At 66.9% G+C, this 21547-nt stretch carries 21 protein-coding genes; 1 reads left to right on the plus strand and 20 read right to left on the minus strand.

Annotation, left to right across the window (positions count from 1 at the left end; genetic code table 11):
• Positions 1–280: 280 nt before the first annotated feature.
• Positions 281–2890, minus strand: a complete 2610-nt coding sequence (hrpB, locus tag FHR56_RS19655) for an ATP-dependent helicase HrpB (RefSeq protein WP_237473126.1) — start codon at positions 2888–2890, stop codon at positions 281–283.
• 97 nt (positions 2891–2987) lie between these two features.
• Between hrpB and FHR56_RS19665 the strand changes: the two genes are divergently transcribed.
• Entirely contained in the window at positions 2988–3785 is a 798-nt protein-coding gene (locus FHR56_RS19665) for a TatD family hydrolase (RefSeq protein WP_160946809.1), read from the plus strand.
• 134 nt (positions 3786–3919) lie between these two features.
• On the opposite strand, the gene FHR56_RS19670 is transcribed toward FHR56_RS19665, so the two are convergent.
• From FHR56_RS19670 to FHR56_RS19760, 19 genes are all read right to left on the minus strand, one after another.
• Positions 3920–4423 carry a hypothetical protein gene (locus FHR56_RS19670; RefSeq protein WP_019798367.1) on the minus strand — a complete coding sequence of 168 codons (504 nt, stop codon included), beginning with the start codon at positions 4421–4423 and terminating at the stop codon, positions 3920–3922.
• A gap of 174 nt (positions 4424–4597) precedes the next feature.
• Positions 4598–5542 carry a 2-dehydropantoate 2-reductase gene (gene panE, locus FHR56_RS19675; protein WP_160946808.1) on the minus strand — a complete coding sequence of 315 codons (945 nt, stop codon included), beginning with the start codon at positions 5540–5542 and terminating at the stop codon, positions 4598–4600.
• Positions 5543–5712: 170 nt separating this feature from the next.
• The gene (locus FHR56_RS19680) at positions 5713–6732 is read right to left on the minus strand and encodes an OmpA family protein (protein WP_343160752.1); all 1020 of its coding nucleotides are present in this window, start codon (positions 6730–6732) and stop codon (positions 5713–5715) included.
• A gap of 143 nt (positions 6733–6875) precedes the next feature.
• On the minus strand, positions 6876–7484 hold the full coding sequence (locus tag FHR56_RS19685; protein ID WP_184502835.1) for a hypothetical protein: 609 nt from the start codon (positions 7482–7484) through the stop codon (positions 6876–6878).
• The gene (locus FHR56_RS19690; protein WP_160946807.1) at positions 7484–8152 is read right to left on the minus strand and encodes a TadE family protein; all 669 of its coding nucleotides are present in this window, start codon (positions 8150–8152) and stop codon (positions 7484–7486) included. The genes FHR56_RS19685 and FHR56_RS19690 overlap by 1 nt, the downstream gene beginning before the upstream one ends.
• Positions 8149–8535: a DUF192 domain-containing protein gene (locus FHR56_RS19695; RefSeq protein ID WP_019795944.1), complete on the minus strand. Its 387-nt coding sequence runs from the start codon at positions 8533–8535 to the stop codon at positions 8149–8151. Before FHR56_RS19695 ends, FHR56_RS19690 begins: the two co-directional genes overlap by 4 nt.
• On the minus strand, positions 8532–9422 hold the full coding sequence (locus FHR56_RS19700) for a type II secretion system F family protein (RefSeq protein ID WP_019795943.1): 891 nt from the start codon (positions 9420–9422) through the stop codon (positions 8532–8534). The genes FHR56_RS19695 and FHR56_RS19700 overlap by 4 nt, the downstream gene beginning before the upstream one ends.
• The gene (locus FHR56_RS19705) at positions 9419–10267 is read right to left on the minus strand and encodes a type II secretion system F family protein (protein WP_160946806.1); all 849 of its coding nucleotides are present in this window, start codon (positions 10265–10267) and stop codon (positions 9419–9421) included. The genes FHR56_RS19700 and FHR56_RS19705 overlap by 4 nt, the downstream gene beginning before the upstream one ends.
• On the minus strand, positions 10267–11991 hold the full coding sequence (locus FHR56_RS19710) for an ATPase, T2SS/T4P/T4SS family (RefSeq protein WP_184502836.1): 1725 nt from the start codon (positions 11989–11991) through the stop codon (positions 10267–10269). Before FHR56_RS19710 ends, FHR56_RS19705 begins: the two co-directional genes overlap by 1 nt.
• Positions 11992–12021: 30 nt before the next feature.
• Complete coding sequence (locus FHR56_RS19715) at positions 12022–13401, minus strand: pilus assembly protein N-terminal domain-containing protein (RefSeq protein ID WP_160946805.1); 1380 nt, start codon at positions 13399–13401, stop codon at positions 12022–12024.
• A 221-nt stretch (positions 13402–13622) separates the two neighbouring features.
• Entirely contained in the window at positions 13623–14471 is an 849-nt protein-coding gene (gene cpaB, locus FHR56_RS19720) for a Flp pilus assembly protein CpaB (RefSeq protein ID WP_160946804.1), read from the minus strand.
• Positions 14472–14512: 41 nt separating this feature from the next.
• The gene (locus tag FHR56_RS19725; protein ID WP_160946803.1) at positions 14513–14707 is read right to left on the minus strand and encodes a hypothetical protein; all 195 of its coding nucleotides are present in this window, start codon (positions 14705–14707) and stop codon (positions 14513–14515) included.
• Positions 14704–15396: a hypothetical protein gene (locus tag FHR56_RS19730; RefSeq protein ID WP_160946802.1), complete on the minus strand. Its 693-nt coding sequence runs from the start codon at positions 15394–15396 to the stop codon at positions 14704–14706. The genes FHR56_RS19725 and FHR56_RS19730 overlap by 4 nt, the downstream gene beginning before the upstream one ends.
• Positions 15393–16223 carry a TadE family protein gene (locus tag FHR56_RS19735; RefSeq protein WP_237473124.1) on the minus strand — a complete coding sequence of 277 codons (831 nt, stop codon included), beginning with the start codon at positions 16221–16223 and terminating at the stop codon, positions 15393–15395. The genes FHR56_RS19730 and FHR56_RS19735 overlap by 4 nt, the downstream gene beginning before the upstream one ends.
• 11 nt (positions 16224–16234) lie before the next feature.
• The gene (locus tag FHR56_RS19740) at positions 16235–17029 is read right to left on the minus strand and encodes a hypothetical protein (RefSeq protein ID WP_184502837.1); all 795 of its coding nucleotides are present in this window, start codon (positions 17027–17029) and stop codon (positions 16235–16237) included.
• Positions 17026–18537 carry a pilus assembly protein TadG-related protein gene (locus FHR56_RS19745; protein ID WP_160946801.1) on the minus strand — a complete coding sequence of 504 codons (1512 nt, stop codon included), beginning with the start codon at positions 18535–18537 and terminating at the stop codon, positions 17026–17028. Before FHR56_RS19745 ends, FHR56_RS19740 begins: the two co-directional genes overlap by 4 nt.
• A 171-nt stretch (positions 18538–18708) precedes the next feature.
• A complete protein-coding gene (locus tag FHR56_RS19750) occupies positions 18709–18987 on the minus strand; it encodes a hypothetical protein (RefSeq protein WP_017907702.1) in 279 nt (92 codons plus the stop codon).
• Between the two features lie 677 nt (positions 18988–19664).
• Entirely contained in the window at positions 19665–20480 is an 816-nt protein-coding gene (locus FHR56_RS19755) for an ABC transporter permease (protein ID WP_160946800.1), read from the minus strand.
• 19 nt (positions 20481–20499) lie between these two features.
• Positions 20500–21501 carry an ABC transporter ATP-binding protein gene (locus FHR56_RS19760; RefSeq protein ID WP_184502838.1) on the minus strand — a complete coding sequence of 334 codons (1002 nt, stop codon included), beginning with the start codon at positions 21499–21501 and terminating at the stop codon, positions 20500–20502.
• Positions 21502–21547 lie beyond the last annotated feature (46 nt).

Raw genomic sequence — 21547 nt, forward strand, 5'->3', positions numbered from 1 at the left:
GCAGCGCCGCGGATTCGTCTGCCGGCTGAATGCGGGGACGCGGGTGGCAACGCGCGATCCACCCCGGCCTGCGCAGCGTTGGATCTGCGACGCGCTGCCGGTGCTGCGTGCGCGGTCTGGCTTGTCGTCGATTCGAGCGGCGCGGCGTTGGCCTTGCGTCTGCATACTCGGCCCGATCGACCATGTTGCGTGCGTCCGCGGCCGCGTCGTCCACATCCTCTCTCTGCCCGGTACAACCGCGCTGTCACGGCGTGGCATGCCCGGGAATCGGGCATAGGCGCTAGGTACCGCGTGGCTTGGCGCGATGGCTGGCGGTGGCAGTCCAGGGATCGTCCGGCCAGGGGTGGCGCGGGTAGCGCCCCTTCATTTCCTTCTTCACTTCCGGATAGGTGCTGGACCAGAAATTGCGCAGGTCCTGGGTGACCTGCAGTGGCCGGCCGCCGGGCGAGAGCAGGTGCAGCAGCAGCGGCACGCGGCCGTCGGCGATGCGCGGGGTGTCGGCCAGGCCGAACAGTTCCTGCAGCTTGACCGCCAGCACCGGCGGCTGCGGCTGTCCGGCGTGGTCCACGCTGTAGTCGATGCGCCGCTCCATGCCCGAGGGCACGGCGATGCGCACCGGGGCATGGCGGTCGATGGCCTGGCGCCGGTCCCACGGCAGCCGCGCCTTCAGCGCCTCGCCCAGCTCGTCCTCGCCGAGCGCGTCGAGCCGGGTCTTGCCGGCGAAGGCCGGGCGCAGCCAGTCGTCGAGGCTGTCCAGCAGCGCGGCATCGCCCAGGTCCGGCAGGTCCAGTTCCGGCATCCACTGGCGCAGTCCGGCCACCCGCGCGCGCCACTGCGCCAGGCCCTCGCTCCAGGGCAGCGCCTGCAGCCCCAGTTCGCGGACCGCCTCGGTGAGCGCTGCGGCCGCCTGCGCCGGCTCGACGCGGCCGGCGGGGCGGCTGTCGAGCACGATGCGATCGAAGCGGGTCTCGCGCAGCGCGCTCAGCGCGCGCCGTTCGGGATCCCAGCGCACCACGTCTTCTTGCGCGAAGCGCTGCGGGAATTGCACGCGCAGGTAGGTCTCGTCCACCGGCGCGGCGCGCAACAGCAGTGCGTCCTTGGCTTCGTGGCGCAGTTCGGTGGCGACCAGCCAGGGCTCGCCGCGCAGGTCGCTGTTGTCGAAAAGGCGCGCGCTGCGGCCGTTGGCTAGCAGGTAGCGCAGCGGATCGTTCGGGTGGCGGGTACCGATGCGGTCAGGAAAGGCATGGGCCAGCAGATCGCCGAGCGCATGCGCCTCTACGCTGTCCGGCGCAGCGGCATCGCTGCGCAGGCGCCGCCGCCACTGCTTGGCGGCCGCGTCGATCGCCGCCAGCGCGCCGCGGTTGGCGTCGTGCGGGACGCGGCCGCGGCGGAACGCGGCCAGGGCGCGCCAGCGTGCGGCCAGCGCATCGCCGCCCTGGCGCAGCGGGTCGCGCGCTTCGATCAGGGCGGCGAGGTCACAGGCCAGCGCCTGCGCGCGCGCATCGCCGGCGGCCAACAGCATCGCCGCCAGGCGTGGATGCGTGCCCAGCGCGAGCATGCGCCGGCCGCTGGCAGTGATGGTGCCGTTCGCGCCGAGTGCGCCCAGCCGCTGCAGCAGCTCGCGGGCGGCGGCCAGTGCGCCGGGCGGCGGCGGATCGACGAAGCGCAGGCCATCGCTGCCCCAGGCGGCCAGTTCCAGTGCCAGCCCGGCCAGTTCCACCTGCAGGATCTCGGCGCGGCGCTGCGCCTCCAGGCGCTGCGACTGCGGCCACAGCCGGTAGGCCCAGCCGCTGGCGACACGGCCGGCGCGGCCGGCGCGCTGATCGGCCGAGGCCTGGGCGATGGCGGCCACGTCCAGCCGCGAGAAGCCGCTGTTGGGATCGTAGTGCGGCTCGCGGGCCAGCCCGGCGTCGATCACCACGCGCACCCCGGGCAGCGTCACCGAGGACTCGGCGACGTTGGTCGCCAGCACCACGCGCCGCCGCCCCTGCGGATCGGGCTGCAGCACTTTGCTCTGCTGCTCCACCGGCAACTCGCCGTGCAACGGCAACACCTCGACCCCGCTCCCTTCTCCCTCCAGGAGAAGGTGACCCGCAGCGCCGGATGAGGGGGCGCCGGAAGCGGTGTCTGCTGGGGCAACGCTCGACGCGGCGGCGGATGCCCCCTCGACGCCAACCCCCACCGCCGCCAGCGCCGCCTGCACCCGCCCGATCTCGCGCTGCCCGGGCAGGAACACCAGCACGTCGCCCGGATGCTGCTGCAGCGCATGCTCCACCGCGCGCCGGGCCTGCGCTTCCAGCGATTCCTCGCGTCGCGCCGGGAAGTGCGCGATCTCCACCGGGAAACTGCGCCCGGCGCTGGACAGCCGCGGCGCGTCGAGGAACTGCGCCAGGCGCTCGCCGTCCAGCGTGGCCGACATCACCACGATGCGCAGGTCCTCGCGTACCTGCGCCTGCACGTCCAGGGCCAGCGCCAGGCCCAGGTCCGCGGCCAGGTGGCGCTCGTGGAATTCGTCGAACAGCAGCGCGCCGACGCCCTCAAGCATCGGGTCGTCCTGCAGCATGCGGGTCAGGATGCCCTCGGTGACCACCTCGATGCGGGTGCGGGCGGAGACCTTGTTCTCGAAGCGGATGCGGTAGCCCACGGTCTCGCCCGGCGCTTCGTCGCGCTGCCGGGCCATGAAGGTGGCGGCACTGCGCGCGGCAACCCGGCGCGGTTCCAGCATGACGATGCGCCGGCCCTGCAGCCAGGGCGCATCGAGCAGCGCCGGCGGCACCTGGGTGGTCTTGCCGGCGCCGGGCGGGGCTTCCAGCACCAGGCGCGGATGGGCGGCGAGGCTGTCGCGGATCTGCGGCAGCAGCGGATCGATCGGAAACACGGCGGACGTCATCGGCCAAGGATACGGGGCCGCCGCGCCGCTGTAGAGCGGCGTTCTGCGCAGGCCCCGTACAATCGGCCACTTTCCCTGCTGATTCCCGCGCAACCGCATGACCTTGATCGACATCGGCGCCAACCTCACCCACGAGTCCTTCGATCGCGACCGCGACGCCGTACTGCAGCGCGCCCGCGCCGCCGGCGTCGCGCAGTTGGTGGTCACCGGTGCCAGCCGCGAACACTCGCCGCTGGCGTTGCAGTTGGCGCAGCAGCATCCGGGCCTGCTGTACGCCACCGCCGGCGTGCATCCGCACCACGCGGTGGAGTACACCGCCGAGTGCGACGCCGAAATGCGCGCGCTGCACATGCACGCCGAGGTAGTGGCGGTGGGCGAGTGTGGCCTAGACTACTTCCGCGACTTCTCGCCGCGGCCGGCACAGCACCGTGCGTTCGAGCGGCAACTGCAACTGGCGGTGGACACCGGCAAGCCGCTGTTCCTGCACCAGCGCGACGCGCATGCCGACTTCATGGCACTGATGCGCCAGTTCGACGGCAAGCTCGGCCCGGCGGTGGTGCACTGCTTCACCGGCAGCCGCGAGGAACTGTTCGACTACCTGGATCGCGACTGGTACATCGGCATCACCGGCTGGCTGTGCGACGAGCGCCGCGGCGCGCACCTGCGCGAGCTGGTGAAGCACATTCCCGCCAACCGGTTGATGATCGAGACCGACGCGCCGTACCTGCTGCCGCGCACGCTCAAGCCCACGCCCAAGGACCGGCGCAACGAACCGGCGTTCCTGGCGCACATCGTCGAGGAGCTGGCGCGCGATCGCGGCGAGGACGTGGCGACGGTCGCCGCCGCCAGCACTGCCGCCGCGCGGACGTTCTTCCGCCTGCCGACGCCGGCCTGAGGGTAGGCGCCGGCGAGTAAACAGGTGTAGGAGCGGCTTCAGCCGCGACCGGGCGTTACCGGCAAGGCGTCGTCGCGGCTGAAGCCGCTCCTACGAGAAGCGCAATGCGGCCTGCCGGGCGGCAGCCGCCCGCCTCACTCGACCTGCGCATCCTCGCGCTTGGCTTCGGCCATGGCTTCCGGCTCCAGTTCCTCGGCGCTGCGGTTGAGCTTGACGAACACGCCCCAGGCGACCAGCAGCAGCGCCGCGCACAGGCCGACCGCGGCGGCGTAGGGCAGCTTGGCCGGATCGTCGTGCATCAGTTCGAAGATCGACACCAGGGTCTCGATCGCCAGGGCGATGACGATGACCACGAAGAACCGCGACAGGTAGCGTCGCACCCGGGTCGGTCCGCTGACCTTGACGTCGCGCTGCACCTCTTCCTCGTAGATGGTCTGGCCCAGTTCCAGGGTCACCAGCGCCACGGTGAGCAGCCCGATCGCTTCCAGCACCACATTGAAGCGGTCGCGCACCACCAGTTCGCCGCCCGGCGTCAGGCCGTACCAGAGCTCGAGCACGGCCATGCAGATCAGCCCGGCCGCGCACAGCAGGAACAGCAGGATGATGAGGAAATGCCCGCCGCGGAACAGTTTTTCCATGCGCGTGCCCGTCGCTTGCCCCTGTGTGGTGGGCGAGCATAGGCGCCAGGCGCGTCAGCGGCACGCGAAGACGCGTGGCCGCCCCCCGGTCAGGTACACGCTTGCCTGCGGCGGCGCGCGGCGCGCCATGGGGATGCGAAGGGCGATTGCCGCGTCGACCGCGCGCGGCGCGGGTCAGCGCGCGGGAAGGCCGGCCTGGTAGGCCTGCAGATGGCAGTACGCGGCCATCAGCAGCGGTGCCTCGTGCCCGGCGGCGCGGGCGCGGGCGAGCATGTCGCCGACGATCTGTTGCGCTTCCACCTGCTGCCCGGCTTCCAGGTCGCGCAGCATCGACGCCTTCATCGGCGATCCGGGGTGGGTCAGCAACTGCTGCGCACTGGCCTGCGCCGCCTCGGGCACCGGTTCGCCCGCGGCTGCGGCCACCGCCGTGCACTCGGCATACAGGCCACGCACCAGCGCCACGCCGTCGTCGCTGGCGACGATGCGCCCGATCGGCGCTCGCATCAGGCAGGTGGCTGCGGCCAGCGCGGTGAGGAAGGTGTACTTGATCCATTGCTCCTGCGCGATCCGCGGCGTGGCCAGGTGATCCACGTCGGCTTGCGTGCATGCATCCGCCAGGGCGCGCACGCGCGCGCTGTCGGCGCCGCGGCTACCGCGCTCGCCGAAGGTCAGCGAGGCCGGCTTGGCCAGGTGCTGGATCGCGCCATCGGCATCGAGCACCGCACTGATGAAGCACAGCCCGCCGATCACCCGTTCCGCACCGAAGCGCGCATCCAGCGCCCGGTAGTGGCGCAGGCCGTTGAGGATCGGCAACACGCTGGTGCCGTCGTGCACGGCCGGCGCCACCGCGTCCAGTGCACTGTCCAGGTCGTAGGCCTTGCAACTGAGCAGCACCAGGTCGAACGGCCGCGCCTGCGCCGCGCCGGGCAGCATTTCGGCGGTGAGCGTGTTCACCGCGATGGTCGCATCGCCGCGCGGACTGCGGATGCGCAAACCGTCGCGCTGCAGGCGTGCGGCCCGCGGCGGCCGCACCAGGAAGCTGACATCGACGCCGGCCTGGGCCAGGCGTCCGCCGAAGTAACCGCCGGTCGCGCCGGCACCGAGAATCAGGATACGCATGAGACGTGGATCGCCTTGGGGTGGGACACGTCCGACCGTGGGAACGCATGCCGGCAAACGAGCGCGTATGCAGTGCCATCGACGATGCGACGCAACCTGCTATGCCGTTGCGCCGCATCGCGGGCCGCACACGCCGTCAGGTGACCGCACGCAGCGGTGGCCAGTGTGGCTCAGCTCTTCTTCACCAACTCGACGCGGCGGTTCTGCGACTTGCCCTGCTCGGTCGCATTGTCCGCCACCGGATCGGCATCGCCGAAGCCGGCTGCGCTCAGCCGCGACGCATCGATGCCCTGCGCGACTAGTGCGGCGACGACCGCCTTGGCGCGGCCTTCGGACAGCGTCTTGTTGTGCGCGGCATCGCCGGTGCCGTCGGTATAACCGTTGACGGCCAGCTTCAACGCCGCATCCTGCTTGAGCAGCTGCACGACCTGGGCGATCTGCGGTTGCGAATCGGGCAGGATGTCGGTCTTGTCGGTGGCGAAGTTGACGTGCAGCGCCACCTTGCCGGTCTTGTCGATCTGCGTCTTCAGTTCGCTGGCCGGCAGCAGGCTGGCGGTGACCTGCAGCGGCTTGGTCTCGGCGATCAGCAGGCCGCCACCGAACTGGTAGCTGCAAAGATGGATCCAGATATCGCGATCGGCGCGATGCACCACGAACACCTGCGCCGGGTTGTTCCAGACATCGCCCAGGCCGCTGTTGTACTTGGTGGCGACATCGCGTGGCCACTCCTTGATCTTCTGCGTGGCCGCTTCGGGAATCCGGCCGTCGAAGATCTTCTTGCCGCCAAGTGCCGTGACGACCGCCTCGATGTTGCGTTCCAGTTCCAGATCCGAGAAGGTCTTGCCCTGTGCGGCATCGATGTGCGCGGACCAGACCTTGCCCTCGACCGGCTGCAGGCGATCGCCGGTCCAGAACGGCACCTGGTCGAAGTCCGCGACGTCCGGTGTGCTGCTGGTGACATAGCCCGTGGGCAGCGCGATGTAGGGGAAGTCTCCCAGCGGGACGTCGGACACCGGCAGGCTGGCCGGGTCGAATGCCGTATTGGCGGCAGCCTGCTGCTTGGGAGCGTCCTGCGTGTTGCTGGCAGTCGCCGCGGGGGCCGGCGCCTGATCGTCGGGATGCGCGGGCTGCTGCTCATGCTTCTTGCAGGCGCTCAGACTTGCGATGACGGCCAGGGCCAAGGTCGCCACTACTGCTCTTTTCACAGAGATACTCCTTGTCGGGGGACGAACCAAACTAGTGTAACGGCGAGATCGACCGATCTTGCTGCAGAACGATGAATCCGCGTCGACCAACGATGGCAACGCGTGCTTGGGTCGCAGTGGAAGCGGGATCAGTGCGCGAGGTCGGGTGGCTGGAACAACGCGTCCGGCTGCGGGCCGTAGTCGACGCGCTGGATGTCCCATTGCTGCTGCTGTTCCAGCCCGGTCTTGCCGCGATAGGCGAGTACCAGGCCGGTTTCGCGATCCAGCCACATCGTGCCTTGCCGGGTCCTGCCAGGACCGTCCGGGTTGGCCAGGCGATAGCGCCATTGCACCGCGGAGCGGCCCGCGCGCAGGCCGCTGTCGCCTCGCTGGCAGTCGGCGAACATGCCCAGGCCCGCACAGGGCTGCTCCGGGTCGAAACGCAGCGGCCAGCGCATGCCGGGAACCGGCATGGCACCGCCCTGCTGGCCGACGATCCAGCCGGTCGGCGCATCCTTCGCGAGGATCAGGGCATACGACCGACCGCCGGCATCCTGGAACTGGATGCGCAGCGCGCCGTCGCGAAAGAACACCGTCGCCGGCTGCGCCGCGCCGCGCGGCTGGATCCGGCTCAGGCCGCCAAGCTCGTTGGTGGTGACCTGCGCTACGCCAGCGAGCCCGGCGTCCTCGGCGTGTACCACGCCGGCAAACCCCTGGCACAGCGCCATCACGCACGCCAGCCGTGTCTGTCGACGCATCACTTGTCCAGATTGCCCTGCGTATAGATCGGCGACTGCATGCGCACGATGGCGTAGCTCTCGATGGGCAAGCGCCTGGTGAATGGCTGCAGCGGGGACGATTCGAACGTGCCTGGCTTCAGGTACTGGGATTTTCCGCCCAACACCCAATCGACAAAAGGGACCACCAGCGGCGCGTCGTAGACCACCTTGATCTTGAGGATGTTGGCGTCCTGCACATTGACGCCGCTGCTGCCGACCGCATCGCTGCGATACGCGAGCGTGTCGTTGGGCAACGCGTACTGGCCGTTGTACTGGCGTTCGCGGAAGTTGCTCCAGGCGGCCCGCGTCGGATTGATGACCGTGATGCGGCCATGCAGCGTGAGGTCGGCGAACGCCTTCGCGTATGCCACTTCAACCGCGGCTTGACCCGTGTCGTTGGCATACAGCGGCATCATGCCCTTGGCGAAGCCCTTGCGCATCTCCATGCGGTCCACCCCGCTGACCGCGCCCGCGCGCGCCGCCATCAGCGCGGCATAGTCGAGCGTGGACTTCATGCGGTACAGCAGCACGGCCTGGATGACGGCAAGCAACAGGAACAGCAGCACCGGTGTGATGATCACCAGTTCCACCATGGATTGGCCGCGCATCGATGAGCGGCTGCGCACAGTGCGGACGCGTGCTTTCATGACCGGACTCCCGGAGAGGAAGGCGCCGGCGCGGTGGCGCGCCAGTGCCAGTGTTCGCCGCGTTGCGGCTGCAGGCGGTCCAGCGCACCGCCATGGAACTCGATGGTGGCCGCGGCGCGCCGGCACATCGCGGTGCGATACGGCCTGACGTTCTCGCGCCACTCCAGCACCACATCGTCGTGGCCCAGGAACACCAGATCCAGCGGGTAGCCCATGCCGATGGTATGCACACTGGCGCAGGGCCGGATCAGCAAAGCTTCCGATCCATCCTCGGCCAGCGCCGGGCGCGCCAGCAGCCCGCGCGCGCGCGACCACCAGGTATCCGCCGCCCACACCTGCGGGATCGGGTTGCCGGCGCTGCGCTCGATGCATCCGCGCTTCACAGGATCCCCTCCTGCAGCATCTTCAAGTAGATGAAGTAACCCAGGAACAGGAAGATCAGCGGGAAGAAGAACATCACCAGCGGCAGCATCATCTTCACCGGTGCTTCCAGCGCCAGCTTCTCGGCGCGCAGGAAGCGCTCCTCGCGACGCTGATTGGCCTGCGCGCGCAAGGTGTCGCTCAAATTGGCGCCGACCTTGTCGGCCTGGATCAGCGCACTGGTGAAGCTGGTGATCTGCGCGATGTCCATGCGCTCGGCCATGCGCCGTAAGGCCTCGGCGCGCGGCAGGCCGGCGCGCAGATCGCGCAGCATGCGCGAGAACTCTTGCGACAGCGCCCCTGCGGGCCCCTTGGCGACCGCCTGCTCGATGCCGCCGGTGACGTTCAGGCCGGCCTCGACCGACATGGTGATGAAATCCAGGTAGACCGGCAGATCGCGCACGACGGTCTTCTGCCGGGCCTTGCGCCGCTCGCCCAGCCACAACGCGGGGTACAGCCAGCCCAGCACGCCGCCGAACAGCAGGCACATCAGGCCAGAGCCGATGCCCAGGTGGCCGAGCATCCCGGTGCACAGCAGAAAAAAAGCGATCACCACCAGCGCGCTGGCCATGCGCAAGCCGTAGAACTCTTCCGGCGTCAGCGTGTAGTCCTGGCCGGCGGCCTGCAACTGGCGATGGGTCTGTTCCAATTGCGCCACGCTCAGGCGCGGCGCGATGCGCCGAGTCAGCACGGTCACCAACGGCCACATCAGTTGCATCAGCCGCGGTAGCGGGTCGTAGTAGGTGCGGTCTTCCAGTTCGACCTCGCGGATCACGCCGCGCGTGCCGATCACCACCAGCGCAACGGCGCCGGCAGCCAGAAGAGCGATGAGGACGAGCATCCAGGTCATACGTCGATCGTCATGATCTTCTTGCAGAGACGATAGCCCAGGTATTCCATGACCAGGCAGATGGTGATCACCACCCAGCCGTGCCAGCTATGGAACATCGGCTGCATGGTTTCGCTGTACATCAGGCTCAGATAGCCGATCAGGAACACCGGCAGCATTGCCATGACGATGCCCTGCAGGCGGCCCTGTGCGGTCAGCGACTTCACCTTCTTCTCCATGGTCAGGCGTCGACGCAGGGTCTCGGCCAGGGTCGCCAGGGTTTCCGCCAGATTGCCGCCGACTTCGCGCGAGATGTTGACCGCCGAGACGAACAGTTCGGCATCGGTAATGGGCACGCGCTTGCTGAAGTTCTCCATGGCCTCTTCGGCACGAAGCCCCATGTGCTGCTCGCGCAAGACCAACGCCAGTTCCTGCGCCAGCGGCGGTTGCCCATCGTGGACCAGCACTTCCATCGCCGGCGCGAACCCGACGCCGGCACGCAGGCTGCTGGACAGCATCTGCAGCGCGTCGGGTAGCTGCTCCTGGATCTTCTCCAGCCTGCGCTTGCGCAGGAACGCGTAGATCTTGCGGGGCGCGAAGATCAGGAAGATGCCGATCAGCACCGCGATGACCAGGCTGCCGGTCAGCATCCAGATCAGCAATGGAATGATCACCATCACGATGGCGCTGATCATGTACACCTGCGCCGGATCCAGGAACAGGAACATGTCCGCGAGGTTCATGCGGGCTTGGTCCATGAAGCTTTCGCGGTAGCGCTTCAGGAACTGCTCGCTGGAGCGCGCGATCAGCAGGATGGCCATCGCGGTCCCGGCAAACACCAGCAGGGCGATCAGCCACAGGCCCATCAGCGCGCGCCTCCCTGGTTGCGGAAGATGCCCAGGTCCACCGACACGCCGCGCTCGGCGAGTTCCTCGTAGAACTCCGGCACCGCACCGGTCGCCACGAAATTGCCGGCGACCTTGCCGTCGGGGCCGTGGTAGGTGGTCGGCTTGAACAGGAACAGGTCCTGCATCTGGATGGTGCCGCTTTCGATGCCGGTGATTTCGGTGATGTGGCTGACCTTGCGCGAGCCGCAGGGATAACGGCGCTGGTGCACGATCAGGTTGACCGCAGACGCGATCTGTTCGCGTACCACGACCATCGGCAGCTCCATGCCGGCCATCATCACCATCACCTCCAGGCGCGACAGCGTCTCGCGAGGGTTGTTGGCGTGCGCGGTGGTCAACGAGCCTTCGTGGCCGGTATTCATCGCCTGCAGCATGTCCAGACACTCGCCGCCGCGGCACTCGCCGACCACGATCCGATCCGGGCGCATACGCAACGCGTTCTTGACCAGGTCGCGGATAGTGATCTGGCCCTTGCCCTCCATGTTGGGCGGGCGGGCTTCCAGTGCCACCAGGTTGGGCTGCACCAGTTTGAGTTCGGCCGCATCCTCGATGGTGACCACGCGGTCGCCGTCGGGGATGAAGTTCGACAGGATGTTCAGCAGGGTGGTCTTGCCAGAGCCGGTACCGCCGGACACCACGATGTTGCGGCGCTCGCGCACCGCCATGATCAGAAACTCCAGCATCGCCTCGTTCAGTGAACCGAACTTCAGCAGATCCTCACCCATCAGCCGACGTGTGGCGAACTTGCGGATGCTGATACTGGGCCCGCGCAGAGCGACCGGCGGGATCACCGCGTTGACGCGCGAGCCGTCCTTCAGGCGTGCGTCGACCAACGGCGAGCTTTCGTCGATGCGCCGCCCCAGGGGCGTGACGATCCGCTCGATCGCCGCCAGGCAGGCGCGTTCGTTGGAGAACACCACGTCGGACTTCTGGATGCGCCCGGCACGCTCGATGAAGATGTCGTCATGGGAATTGACCATGATTTCGGTGACGGTCGGATCGTCGATCAGGTCCTCCAGCGGCCCCAGTCCGATCGCCTCGTCCAGCACCTGCTTGGCCAATCTGCGTGGGCTGATGTCCGCCGGCAGATCGCTGAACTCGCGCTTGAGGATGTCGTCGATCAGGTTGATGGTGCTGTCGCGCAGCGCGCTGTCGTCCATGCTGCGCACGTCCATGCGCCGCAGATCCATCTGCCGCACCAGCGCCATATGCAGCTTGGTGCGCCAGGTGGCGATGTCCGACGGCGGCGGGCCAGCCACCACCATGTCTGTTGCCGCGGGCGCGGTCGGCTGGCGGTCGGCGGCGGCCTCGCTCGCCGCCGCAGGCGCTTCTGCCGCCCTGGTCGCAGCGCCGTCGTTGGCGGCAGGCGTCTGCCGGACGATGCGCGCATCGTCGCCACTGACCTTCAGCATGTACTGGCCGATGCGGATCTCGTCCTTGCCGTCGATCGGCCCCTGCTTGGCCAGCACCACCTTGCCGTTGAGCGTGATCGGCTCGCGCCCGCCCAGGGGCAGGATGAACACGCCCTCGTCCTCGCGCAGCAGGGTGGCGTGTTTGCCGGCGATGTTCCAGCCCTGCAGCATCACCAGATTGGCATCGGCGCGGCCGATGCCGCACTCGCGGTGCATGCATTTGACCTGACGCGTGTCGCCTCCTGGCGTATTGATCAGCACTGTGAACATGGCGGTGAACCTTGCGCTCCGTGGGTGGGATTACTTGATCAACTTGTCTTGCCGGGGGCTGATTTCGTTCTGCAGCTCCTTCTCGATCCCTTCGGCGCGCTGCAGGTCCTGCAGGTTCTCCGGCGAGGTCGGGCTGACGATGCGCGGGGTCACGAAGATCACCAGTTCGGTCTTGTTGCCACGGAAGCCATCGGAGCGGAACAGCTTGCCCAGGATCGGGATGTCGCCCAGCAGCGGCAGCTTGTCCACGGCCTTGGAGGCCTCCCGATCGAGCAGGCCGGAGATGACGATGGTCTGGCCGGCATTGACGTTCAGTTCGGTCTCGACGCGCCGGGTCAGGAAGCCGGGAACGCCCTGCACCGACACCGACGGATCGATCCGGCTGACCTCGGCCATGATCGAGGTATTCACCTGATTGGACGAGTTGACCGACGGGTTGATGTTCAGGCGGATGCCGTACTCCTTGTACTCGATCTGGGTCTGGCCAAGGATCGACGGCACCACGATCGGCACTTCGCCGCCGACCAGGAAGGTCGCGTTGCTGCCGCTCTTGGCACTCAGCTTGGGCTGCGCCAGCACCCAGGCCTTGCCGCGGCTCATCAGCAGGTTGATCTTCGAGGCGATCGTGGTGGCGATGCCGAAGTAGCCCTGCGGCCCGGGCAGCTTGGTGGGCAACTGGTCCTTGATGTCCTGGAAGGTCTGGTTGTCCTGCGGCAGTACGCGGAAGTAATTGTTCGTGGTCACGTCGCGGATGAGGCCGCCGATCGGACCATCGATGGTGCTGTCCCAGCGAATGCCCAGATCCTCCACGGCGTTCTTGTTGAACTCCATGATGGACACGTCCATCTGTACCATCGGCCGCATGCCCACCGGGTCGGCCCCGGCGAAGTTCAACACCTGCGGATAGATCTTCTGCAACGCCTGGATCTTGGCCGTGGTGGCCGCGTCGACGTCGTTGCCCGAGATCACCACATTGGAGCCGATGGCCCGCACGGTAACGCCCGGCGTATTGCCCAACAGTTCGCGCACGGTCTCGGCCGCACCTTCGGACTTGCTGCCACCCACCGTCACGTTGACGTCGCGCTGGCTGCCATCGGCCATCCACAGGTGGACGTTGGTCTCACCGGGCTTGGTGCCGATCATGACCAGCTCGGACTTGCCGACCGAGAAGACGCTCAGGACTTCGCCGTCGCCGACCGCGATGCGGCGCAGTGCCCCGGGTACCCGCCGCACCACGGCCTCGCCCGCATAGATGCTTTGCGACGGCTGGATCAGCGGGGCGACCGACGGCTTCTTGTCGCCGGCCAGAGCGACGCCGCCACCGCCTGACGAGGAGCCGCCGTTGCCCAGTTCCTGGATCTGCGATTCCACTGTCTGCTTGAGCTGGTCGACCTGGCGCCCTTGCGCCATCAGTCGCGCCTGTTCCGCCGATGTGGCATCCGCTGCCTGTCCGGCCGCCGGCGCCGGTGACGGCGCCGCAGTGTGCGCGGCTGGCCGTGCGGCTGCGGCGTTGGTGGCGGCCTGTTGTGCCGATGCGTTCCATCCCCCGATGCCCGCCAGCAGCAAGCCGGCCAACCATGGCGCCGATGTCCCGGCCTTGCTCCTGCGACGGCGTGTTGCTTGCGTCATGCTTAACCCTTTCCGCCAATGATGAACTCAACGCGGCTGCTTCCGCTGCCTGTGTTTGCCGGATCGCCCGATCCCAGCGATCGCAACAACTGACTTTCGCTCATGCCCGTCGCCGCACCGGGCGAGGTGTCCTGTACTTCGCGCAGCAGCACGCGTACCGCGCCCACCTTGGAGGCAACGGCCAGCTGCTTGGCCTGGTACTGGTCCAGCTCAAGGGTGACGCTGGAGAAGCCGGTGGAGGTGTTGGATTCCTCGCCTTCCTTCGGCGTCGACACCTCGCCGATCCGGCTGCCGGCCGCGAGCACCTTGATCTTCTGCAGCAGCGGGAACACCTGTGCACCCGCTCCCTGGCCGCCAGCGCTGCCGGCACCGCCACTGCTGGTGGCGGCGTCCTTGACGAAGAAGATGTCGATCAGGTCGCCCGGCGCGATCATGCCCGAGATCGAATTGTTCTCGTCCACGCTCATCGTGTAGGCGACCTTGCCCTTGGGAATCAGCCGCGAGAACTGGTCGTACAGCGGGACCAGGGCGCTGGCGCTCAGCGGCGCACCGCCACGTGCCGGCGCCCGCAACATTCGGCCTTCGAACTGGGTGTGGTTGTCGGGCGTGACCGCATCGGCGGGCGCGAACTCGGCCGGGACCGTGCGCAGGGCCAGATCGCTGCCCTGCAGGATCGCCCCCTGCGGCAAATCGTTCACCGGTACGGCAACGTCGACCATCGGCCGGTTGTCCTGGGTGCGCTCGGCGACGGTGGTACGGATGTAGCTGACTGCGATGAAGGCGGCCAGGCCGGCCATGACCACCGCGATCAGGATGAAAAGGACGTTCTTGCTGAGTTTGGGTTTCTGCATTGAAGAGGCGCCGTCGGCAGGTCATCGCGAGGAAAGGGGGATCACCCCACCAGCACGTCCGACGCCGAGATGGCGTAGACGAAGGCGGCATAGAGATCTTTCAGGGCTGTCACCACCTCGGTGATCACGTCGGGCTTGGCGATCAGTACGATCACCAGCGCCATGACCACCACGGTGTATTCGATCGTGGACTGACCACGCTGAAGGCGTCGGTCGGGCAGGGCATGCGCGTTCATTCGACCACCGCGACGATCACGGTACCGGTGTGTCCGCGACTCGAGGTCACGGTGACGCGATCGTCCTGCCGGGTGAAACGGGAAACGCAGTGCGGGCTGTTCGCCGTGCAGGCCGACGAAGACCCGTCGCGCGCATAGCCCTGCCCGGCATAGTACCGCGCGTAGTACTGCTGGTTCTGCAGCGGCGTGTAGCGGTTGAGCATGCTCAGCGTCCTGACATGACGCGGCGTGTCCATGTAGACGATGTCCTCGGCGACCTGCGTATCGGGCAGCCGGCCGAAGCCCTTGCCGATGCCATCGGCGGGGAGATCCTTCTTGGGAACTTCCATGACGCCGATCTGGCCCTGTGTGCGATTGGCATCGCCACTCAGTTCCACCGTGATGTAGTACCCGCTCTTGGTCATGTGTCCGAGCACGGTCTTGTTGCCCATCGGCGTGGTCACGACGGCGTTGCCCCACTCCTTGCGATAGAACTGCTCGACCTGCTTCGGCGATTGGTCGAGACGGAAGCGGCTGGCCCGCATGGCGATACCGTTGTAGAGCATGTGCTCGGACACGATCTCGCCCGAGGCCTGGTCGGGGACCGGAACCTCCGGCCAGTCCAGCGCATGCGCCTGCTGCGCCGCGGCCGTCGACAAGAGCGCGCCAAGCCCGCCTGCGAGCAAGCGGTGGGAGACGCGCGGACTCATGGCTTGCCCGGCTTGACCGGGTAGTTGGCGAGCTTGTCCGCAGGCACGACATCCGGCTCGATCGCCCCCAGCTCGAGATCGCCGAGAGAGCCGACCATGGGCAGGATCGGTGTCAAGGGCTTCAGCAGGTCGAAGACCCCGTCCAGCCCCTCGAAGTAGGAGACCGGCGCCAGAGGACGCACCGTTGCGATCACGCTGCGCGCACCACTGCGCGGTCCGGAGGCATTCCAGGCGTCGGTCAGCAGTGTCTGGTGACGCTTGTCGGACAGATCGAGGTTGTCCAGTGGCTCGAGAAAGCGCGCAGGTCGACCATCTGCGGTCTTCAGGTCGCGATAGTTCAGCGTCACTTCCGCAGTGACGTAGCCGCTCTTGTTGGGCGGGAAGGCATTGTCGAAATAGTTCTTCGGCAGTATTTTCGCTGCGTCGTCGAGGTAGCCGGGAGAGCCGCTGTTGGCGGTACGCGTGACCGACAGGTCGCGCTTTTCCAGCAGCTTCTGGTTCGAGAAAGTGTTGAGCATCTGGTCGGAGAACGTCCCAGTGCTGACGCCGGACGTACGGCTGGTGATGGGCGCGTCTGCATCGGCGAAGTTGCGGTCAAGCGCCTTGCTCTGCAGCACGGCGCGGCTGGCCGGCTGATAGTTTTTGGCCACGCTGGCTTCCCAGGCGGCGTTGCGGGCCGCCTGCATCGCCATCTGCTTGCCATGCCCTAGCTTGGCGACGACCGGGATCAGCAGGAACAGCGGCACCAGCACAGCGGCGCACACCGCCAACTCCACCATCCCCTGTCCGCGCATCCTGCGCGCTGGTGTAAAGAGCGTCGTCTTCATCCTGTGTCCTCCTAGTTTTCTTCCTTCTCACCTGCCACGTTGGAAGGAATCAGACCGCTGCCGAGACTGAACGACTTGACCTGCAGCACGCAGCCGTTGCCGCCCTGCAGGGGCTTGGCATCCAGCGGAATGGATTGCAGATACGCACCGGCACCATCGATCGTGCATCCGGCCGCATCGCCGGGCGATTCGGAAAAGCCCCACTTGCTGCCGCCCGACCACATGCACACTTCCTGTTTGCCGTTCTCCCAACGCGTGCAGGGCTGTCCCTTGACCTGAGCGTCGCCAGCCAGTTTCCAGCCGATGGCCTGCACGGTCTGGCGCTCCTGCGCGCGCGCACTGCTGTCGATGGCCATGTACATGCCGTTCGCGTCTTCGATGGAGTCCTTGTCCGTGTGCTCCTCGAGCTTGACCATGCACGCAGCCTGCGCGCTATCGCCATCGGCGCCGAGGGTCCAACTGACCTGATGCGCAAACTGCCGATGCGCGTCGATCATGATCTCGACCTCGCCGGTTCCCAGTTTGGCTTCGTCCTGCGGCGAAAGCGCACGCGTGGGCATGCCGGAGCCACGGCAGGCTTCCAGCTTCGCTTGGTAGTTCTTGCGCTCCAGATTCTCGCCTCCCATGCGCGACTCCCAGGTCAGCACGACATGCAGGGCGGGCAGCGACTTGACGCCGCTTTCGGAGGAGGAATCCCCGCCGCTGCCGCTCTCGGTCGCATCGTGCGACTGGCAACCGGCGGTGGACGCCAGCGAGGCCATGCAAGCAAGTGCCAGAGCGCGGGATCGGTTGGTCAGTACCATCATGGAGCGGCTACCAGAAGTGTGCGGTCGGAAATGGGGGTTTGCACCAGGCGCGCCTGCCAATACGGACTGAACAGACTGCCTTTTTCGAACTTGCTGTCGACTCTGCCCCAGACCGAGCGCCGGAACGCGCTGAGTTCACGGGGCCGATTGAAGTAGACCTGCGCACTGGCCATCGCGCGCAATTGGTCGCCGCGTGCCTGGTCCTTCAGTTGCATTCGGCCACTGCCGATCTTCAGCGCCGAGCTGGTGCGCGCCTTGTCGACCCGGGTGCCGACTTCGACGGTATAGATCGGCCCCGCATTCGCGCCGTCGGGCTGCTGCGAGTACGCATCCTTGACGTCCCGATAGCGTGGGCTGATGCCGTAACGGTAGCTGTTGATGAACGCGTCGTTGCGCTTGAAGTCCGGAATCACGGCCGGGTCGCCTTCGATGAATGCGCCGGCGATGTCGCTGCGTTTGGTGCCGTTGTAAGCCCGATAGGTGCGATTGTTTTCGTAGGGCGACCGCCATCCCCGCCCGTTGTTCATGCCGGGAAAGAAGTTGGGTTTGCGATTGTTGACCGCCTGCGTTCCAGCCCAACCAATCGGAATCTTGAGGGTAGTGAAGAGCAGCGGAAGCTTGAGTTGGAAGGTATCAACGGCCGACCAGCGGTCGTACTCGACCATGTCGGTGCCGCCGTTGTTGTTGAAGATGCCGAACGCGGTGCCGTCGCGCGCGCGCGTGAACGTATCGCGCGACGCCATCACCACATTGCGGTAGCGCTCGCCACCCTGGTTGGTACTGGTCAGACCGCGGCGTTCGCCCGGGTTATAGCTTTCGAGCTGATTGCCTGCGGAAAGCACGTTCTTGGCCAGAACGCCCTTGCCGACCACGGTCAGATCGGCATCGGGCACATTGTCCTTGACCACTTTGCTGGCCATGGCGAAGACGTTGGCTTCGGACGTGAGATCGCCGACGGCCGCTTCGGCGGCCAGCGCATAGGGATGGTCGAACGTTTGATCCAAGAGGCCGATGGTGGTGGTCGCGGCCTGCAGGAAAGTCCGGCGAAACACCTTGAGGGCGCTGTTGATCGCCGTCATCGCGCGATCCACGCCGATCAGGACTTGACCAAGAGCCGGCACCCAGAACAGCAAGACTTCCGCGACCTCTACGACCTTCTCGAAGTGCACCGAGGAGGAGTGCACCATGGTCAGCCAGGAATTCAGACTGACCACCTGTGCGATCGCCACTTCGTTGGCGACGCGTCCACGATTCAGATACGCCGCGAAATTACGCGCGCGCGCCTGCTCGACGGCGATGCTGTACGCCGCGGCATCGGCGGCATTGGTGAGTTCGACCTTCTTGCCGACCACCTGGCCGGTGTTGAAGGTCACCAGCAAGCCCACACACAGCACCATCAGGAAGACCAGCACCATCGGCATGGCCTGTCCTCGCATCCTGGCGCGAGCGCAGGTAGGCCCTTGGGCGACCGTCCTGGTCGAGGAATCGGCAGCGGCGATGATCACCATACGGCTTCCTTCGGGCAACACCACGCCGAGGGCACGACGCATGCGTCGGACCCGGCTGGTTCCATGGGATTGAAGAGCTAACTATGCGCAGAAGCCTGCGGATGGCTCCTGCCGGTACGACCAATGGCAGGCCACCATCTGCCCGCCGTCGGGCAGATGGTGGCAAGGGCGTTACTTGTTGCCGTTGTAAGCGGCCATGCCCTTGTCTTTGTCGGCCTGCGCCTGCGCCTTGCCGGCGTTGGTGCCAGCGCGGTTGATCATCTGGCTGGCATCCTGCTTGCCCGACAGCTCCTGCGCCATACCGGCGACCTGGCTGCGGACGGTGCCGCCGAAGAACGTGAACACGCCGATCGCCGCAATCGCGATCAGGGCCACGATGATGATGTACTCGGTCATGCCTTGGCCTTGCTGCTTGCGGCCGAAGCGGATGGGCTTGCGTTGGATCTTCATCTGATTCCTCTCCTTGGCTCGATCGCCCAATTACCGGCAACACACAAGCGTGCCCCGCGGCAACGTGTGGCGAGTGGGTTCATTAAGTGAAGTCGTTCACGGAGACGAAGCTGGTCTCCGGCCCGCGCTTTACGTCCAGTAAAGAGATGGTGTGTAGCGGACGTGTGCACTGTAGCGTCGGCTTATTGCCGTTACAAGAAAACTAGCGTTAATAAATTGGCGCTTAACTAGGTTCGCATCACATTATTGAGTCAAACTTTGGACGCGTGCGATCCCGTATGGAATATACAATTGTGAATTCGGTGCAGTTGCGGCGTGCGCACCGTCAGATTTGGGTGTGATGCGTGGCGGATATGGCGGCGTGTGGCGCGTCATGCCATCCGCGAATGCCTCTGCGCTCACTGGTTTGCGCAGGCGCGGACCAATGAGCGCAGGCGGTCGGCGACGCAAAGCGGGACAGCCGGCGATTTGTATCGACACGGTGCAAGCTGGCGACGCCTGCTTCGGCTAAGCCCGTGAAATCACGACATAGCTGGCAGACGGCGCGACGCCGCCCCAGGTTTGCCGTCAGAGATTCTGAGCCGGGCCGACGCAGGGACGGGTCCCGGTGGTGCCGCCGCCTGCGGGGCCTGGGGCGCGTGAGCCGTCTGCAACTCGGGCGCGGAGGACGCGGAACGTCAGCTCCGCAACCCCACCCCGCGCCGCAGCAACCACAGCGCCAGCGCCGCCAGTACCGCGACGAAGCCCAGCATCAGGCTGTAGGCCACCCACACCGGCACGTCGCTGCTGCCGAGCAGACCGTAACGGAAGGCATTGACCATGTAGAAGATCGGGTTGGCGTGGGTGGCGGCCTCGGCCCAGCCGGGCAGCAGCTTGACCGAGTAGAACACGCCGCCCAGGTAGGTCAGCGGGGTCAGGATGAAGGTCGGCACGATCGCCACGTCGTCGAACTTCTTCGCGTAGACCGCGTTGATGAAGCCGGCCAGGGAGAAGATGGTGGCGCCCAGCAGCACCGTGGTCAGGGTCACCAGCGGGTGCGGGATGCGCACCGGGGTGAAGAACATGGCGATGATCAGCACGATCACGCCGACCATCAGTCCGCGCAGCACGGCGCCGGCGACGTAGCCCCAGAGGATCACCCAGTTGGGCATGGGGCTGACCAGCAGTTCCTCGACGTGGCGGCCGAACTTGGCGCCGAAGAAGCTGGAGCTGATGTTGCCGTAGCTGTTCTGGATCACGCTCATCATCACCAGGCCGGGGACGATGAACTGCATGTAGCTGTAGCCGCCCATGTCGCCCACGCGCGAGCCGATCAGCCCGCCGAAGATCAGGAAGTACAGGGTCATGGTGATCGCCGGCGGCACCAGGGTCTGGCCCCAGATGCGCAGGATGCGCTTGACCTCGCGGCGCACGATGGTGCCCAGCGCGATCCAGTTGCGCTGGGCCGGGGTGGCGTCGGAAACGGGGAGGGTGGAATCGGTCTGGGTCGTCATGGTCGTCGCCGTGGGGGCATCAGGGAGTGGCGGACGGCGGCGTGGCGCCGGCGCTGGCCGTGGCGGCGTCGCGGTGCTCGCCGGTGAGGCGCACGAACAGTTCTTCCAGGCGATTGCTCTTGGTGCGCATGGAGCGCACGCGGATGCCGGCGTCGCCCAGCGCGGCGAACACGCGGTTGAGGTCCATGGCCCGCGGCATGTCCAGGTCCAGGGTGTGCGCGTCCTGGGCGAGCAGGGTGGTGCCCTCGATCGCCGGCAGCTGTGCCGGCAGTTCGCCATCGATGTCCAGCAGGAAGCCTTCCACGTCCAGCTTGGCCAGCAACGCGCGCATCGGGCCCTGTTCGACGATGCGGCCGCGGTCGATGATCGCCAGGTTGCGGCACAGGCTCTCCGCTTCCTCCAGGTAGTGCGTGGTGAGGATGATGGTGGTGCCGGCGCCGTTGATCTCGCGCAGCACGCGCCACATGTCGCGGCGGATCTCGATGTCCACGCCGGCGGTGGGTTCGTCCAGGATCAGCAGGCGCGGCCGGGTCATCATCGCGCGGGCGATCATCAGCCGCCGCTTCATGCCGCCGGACAGGGTGCGGCTCATCACCTGGGCCTTCTCCCACAGGTGCGCGCGCTTGAGTTCCACTTCGGCCAGACGCTCGGCCTCGGCGCGCGGCATGCCGTAGAAGCCGGCGTAGTTGACCAGGATGTCGAAGGGTTTCTCGAACAGGTTGAAGTTGATCTCCTGCGGCACCAGGCCGATCAGGCGCATCGCCGCGCTGCGCTGGCTGCTCAGGTCGGTGCCGAACACCTCGACCTGGCCGGCGCTGAGGTTGACCAGCGAGCTGATGATGCCGATCAGGGTGGACTTGCCGGCGCCGTTGGGGCCCAGCAGGGCGAAGAAGTCGCCGGGTAGCACGTCCAGCGACACGCCATGCAGGGCCTGCACGCCGTTGTCGTAGGTCTTGCGCAGGTCGCGCACGCGCAGGGCAGGCGCCAGCGTCTGGGGAGAAGGAGCGGATGCGGGAGTCAAGACGGGCCTTCGCGCCGCATCGACGGCGCAGGAGAAGTGCAGCCGC

The organism is Xanthomonas sp. F10 (assembly GCF_014206815.1).
Taxonomy (GTDB): domain Bacteria; phylum Pseudomonadota; class Gammaproteobacteria; order Xanthomonadales; family Xanthomonadaceae; genus Xanthomonas_A; species Xanthomonas_A indica.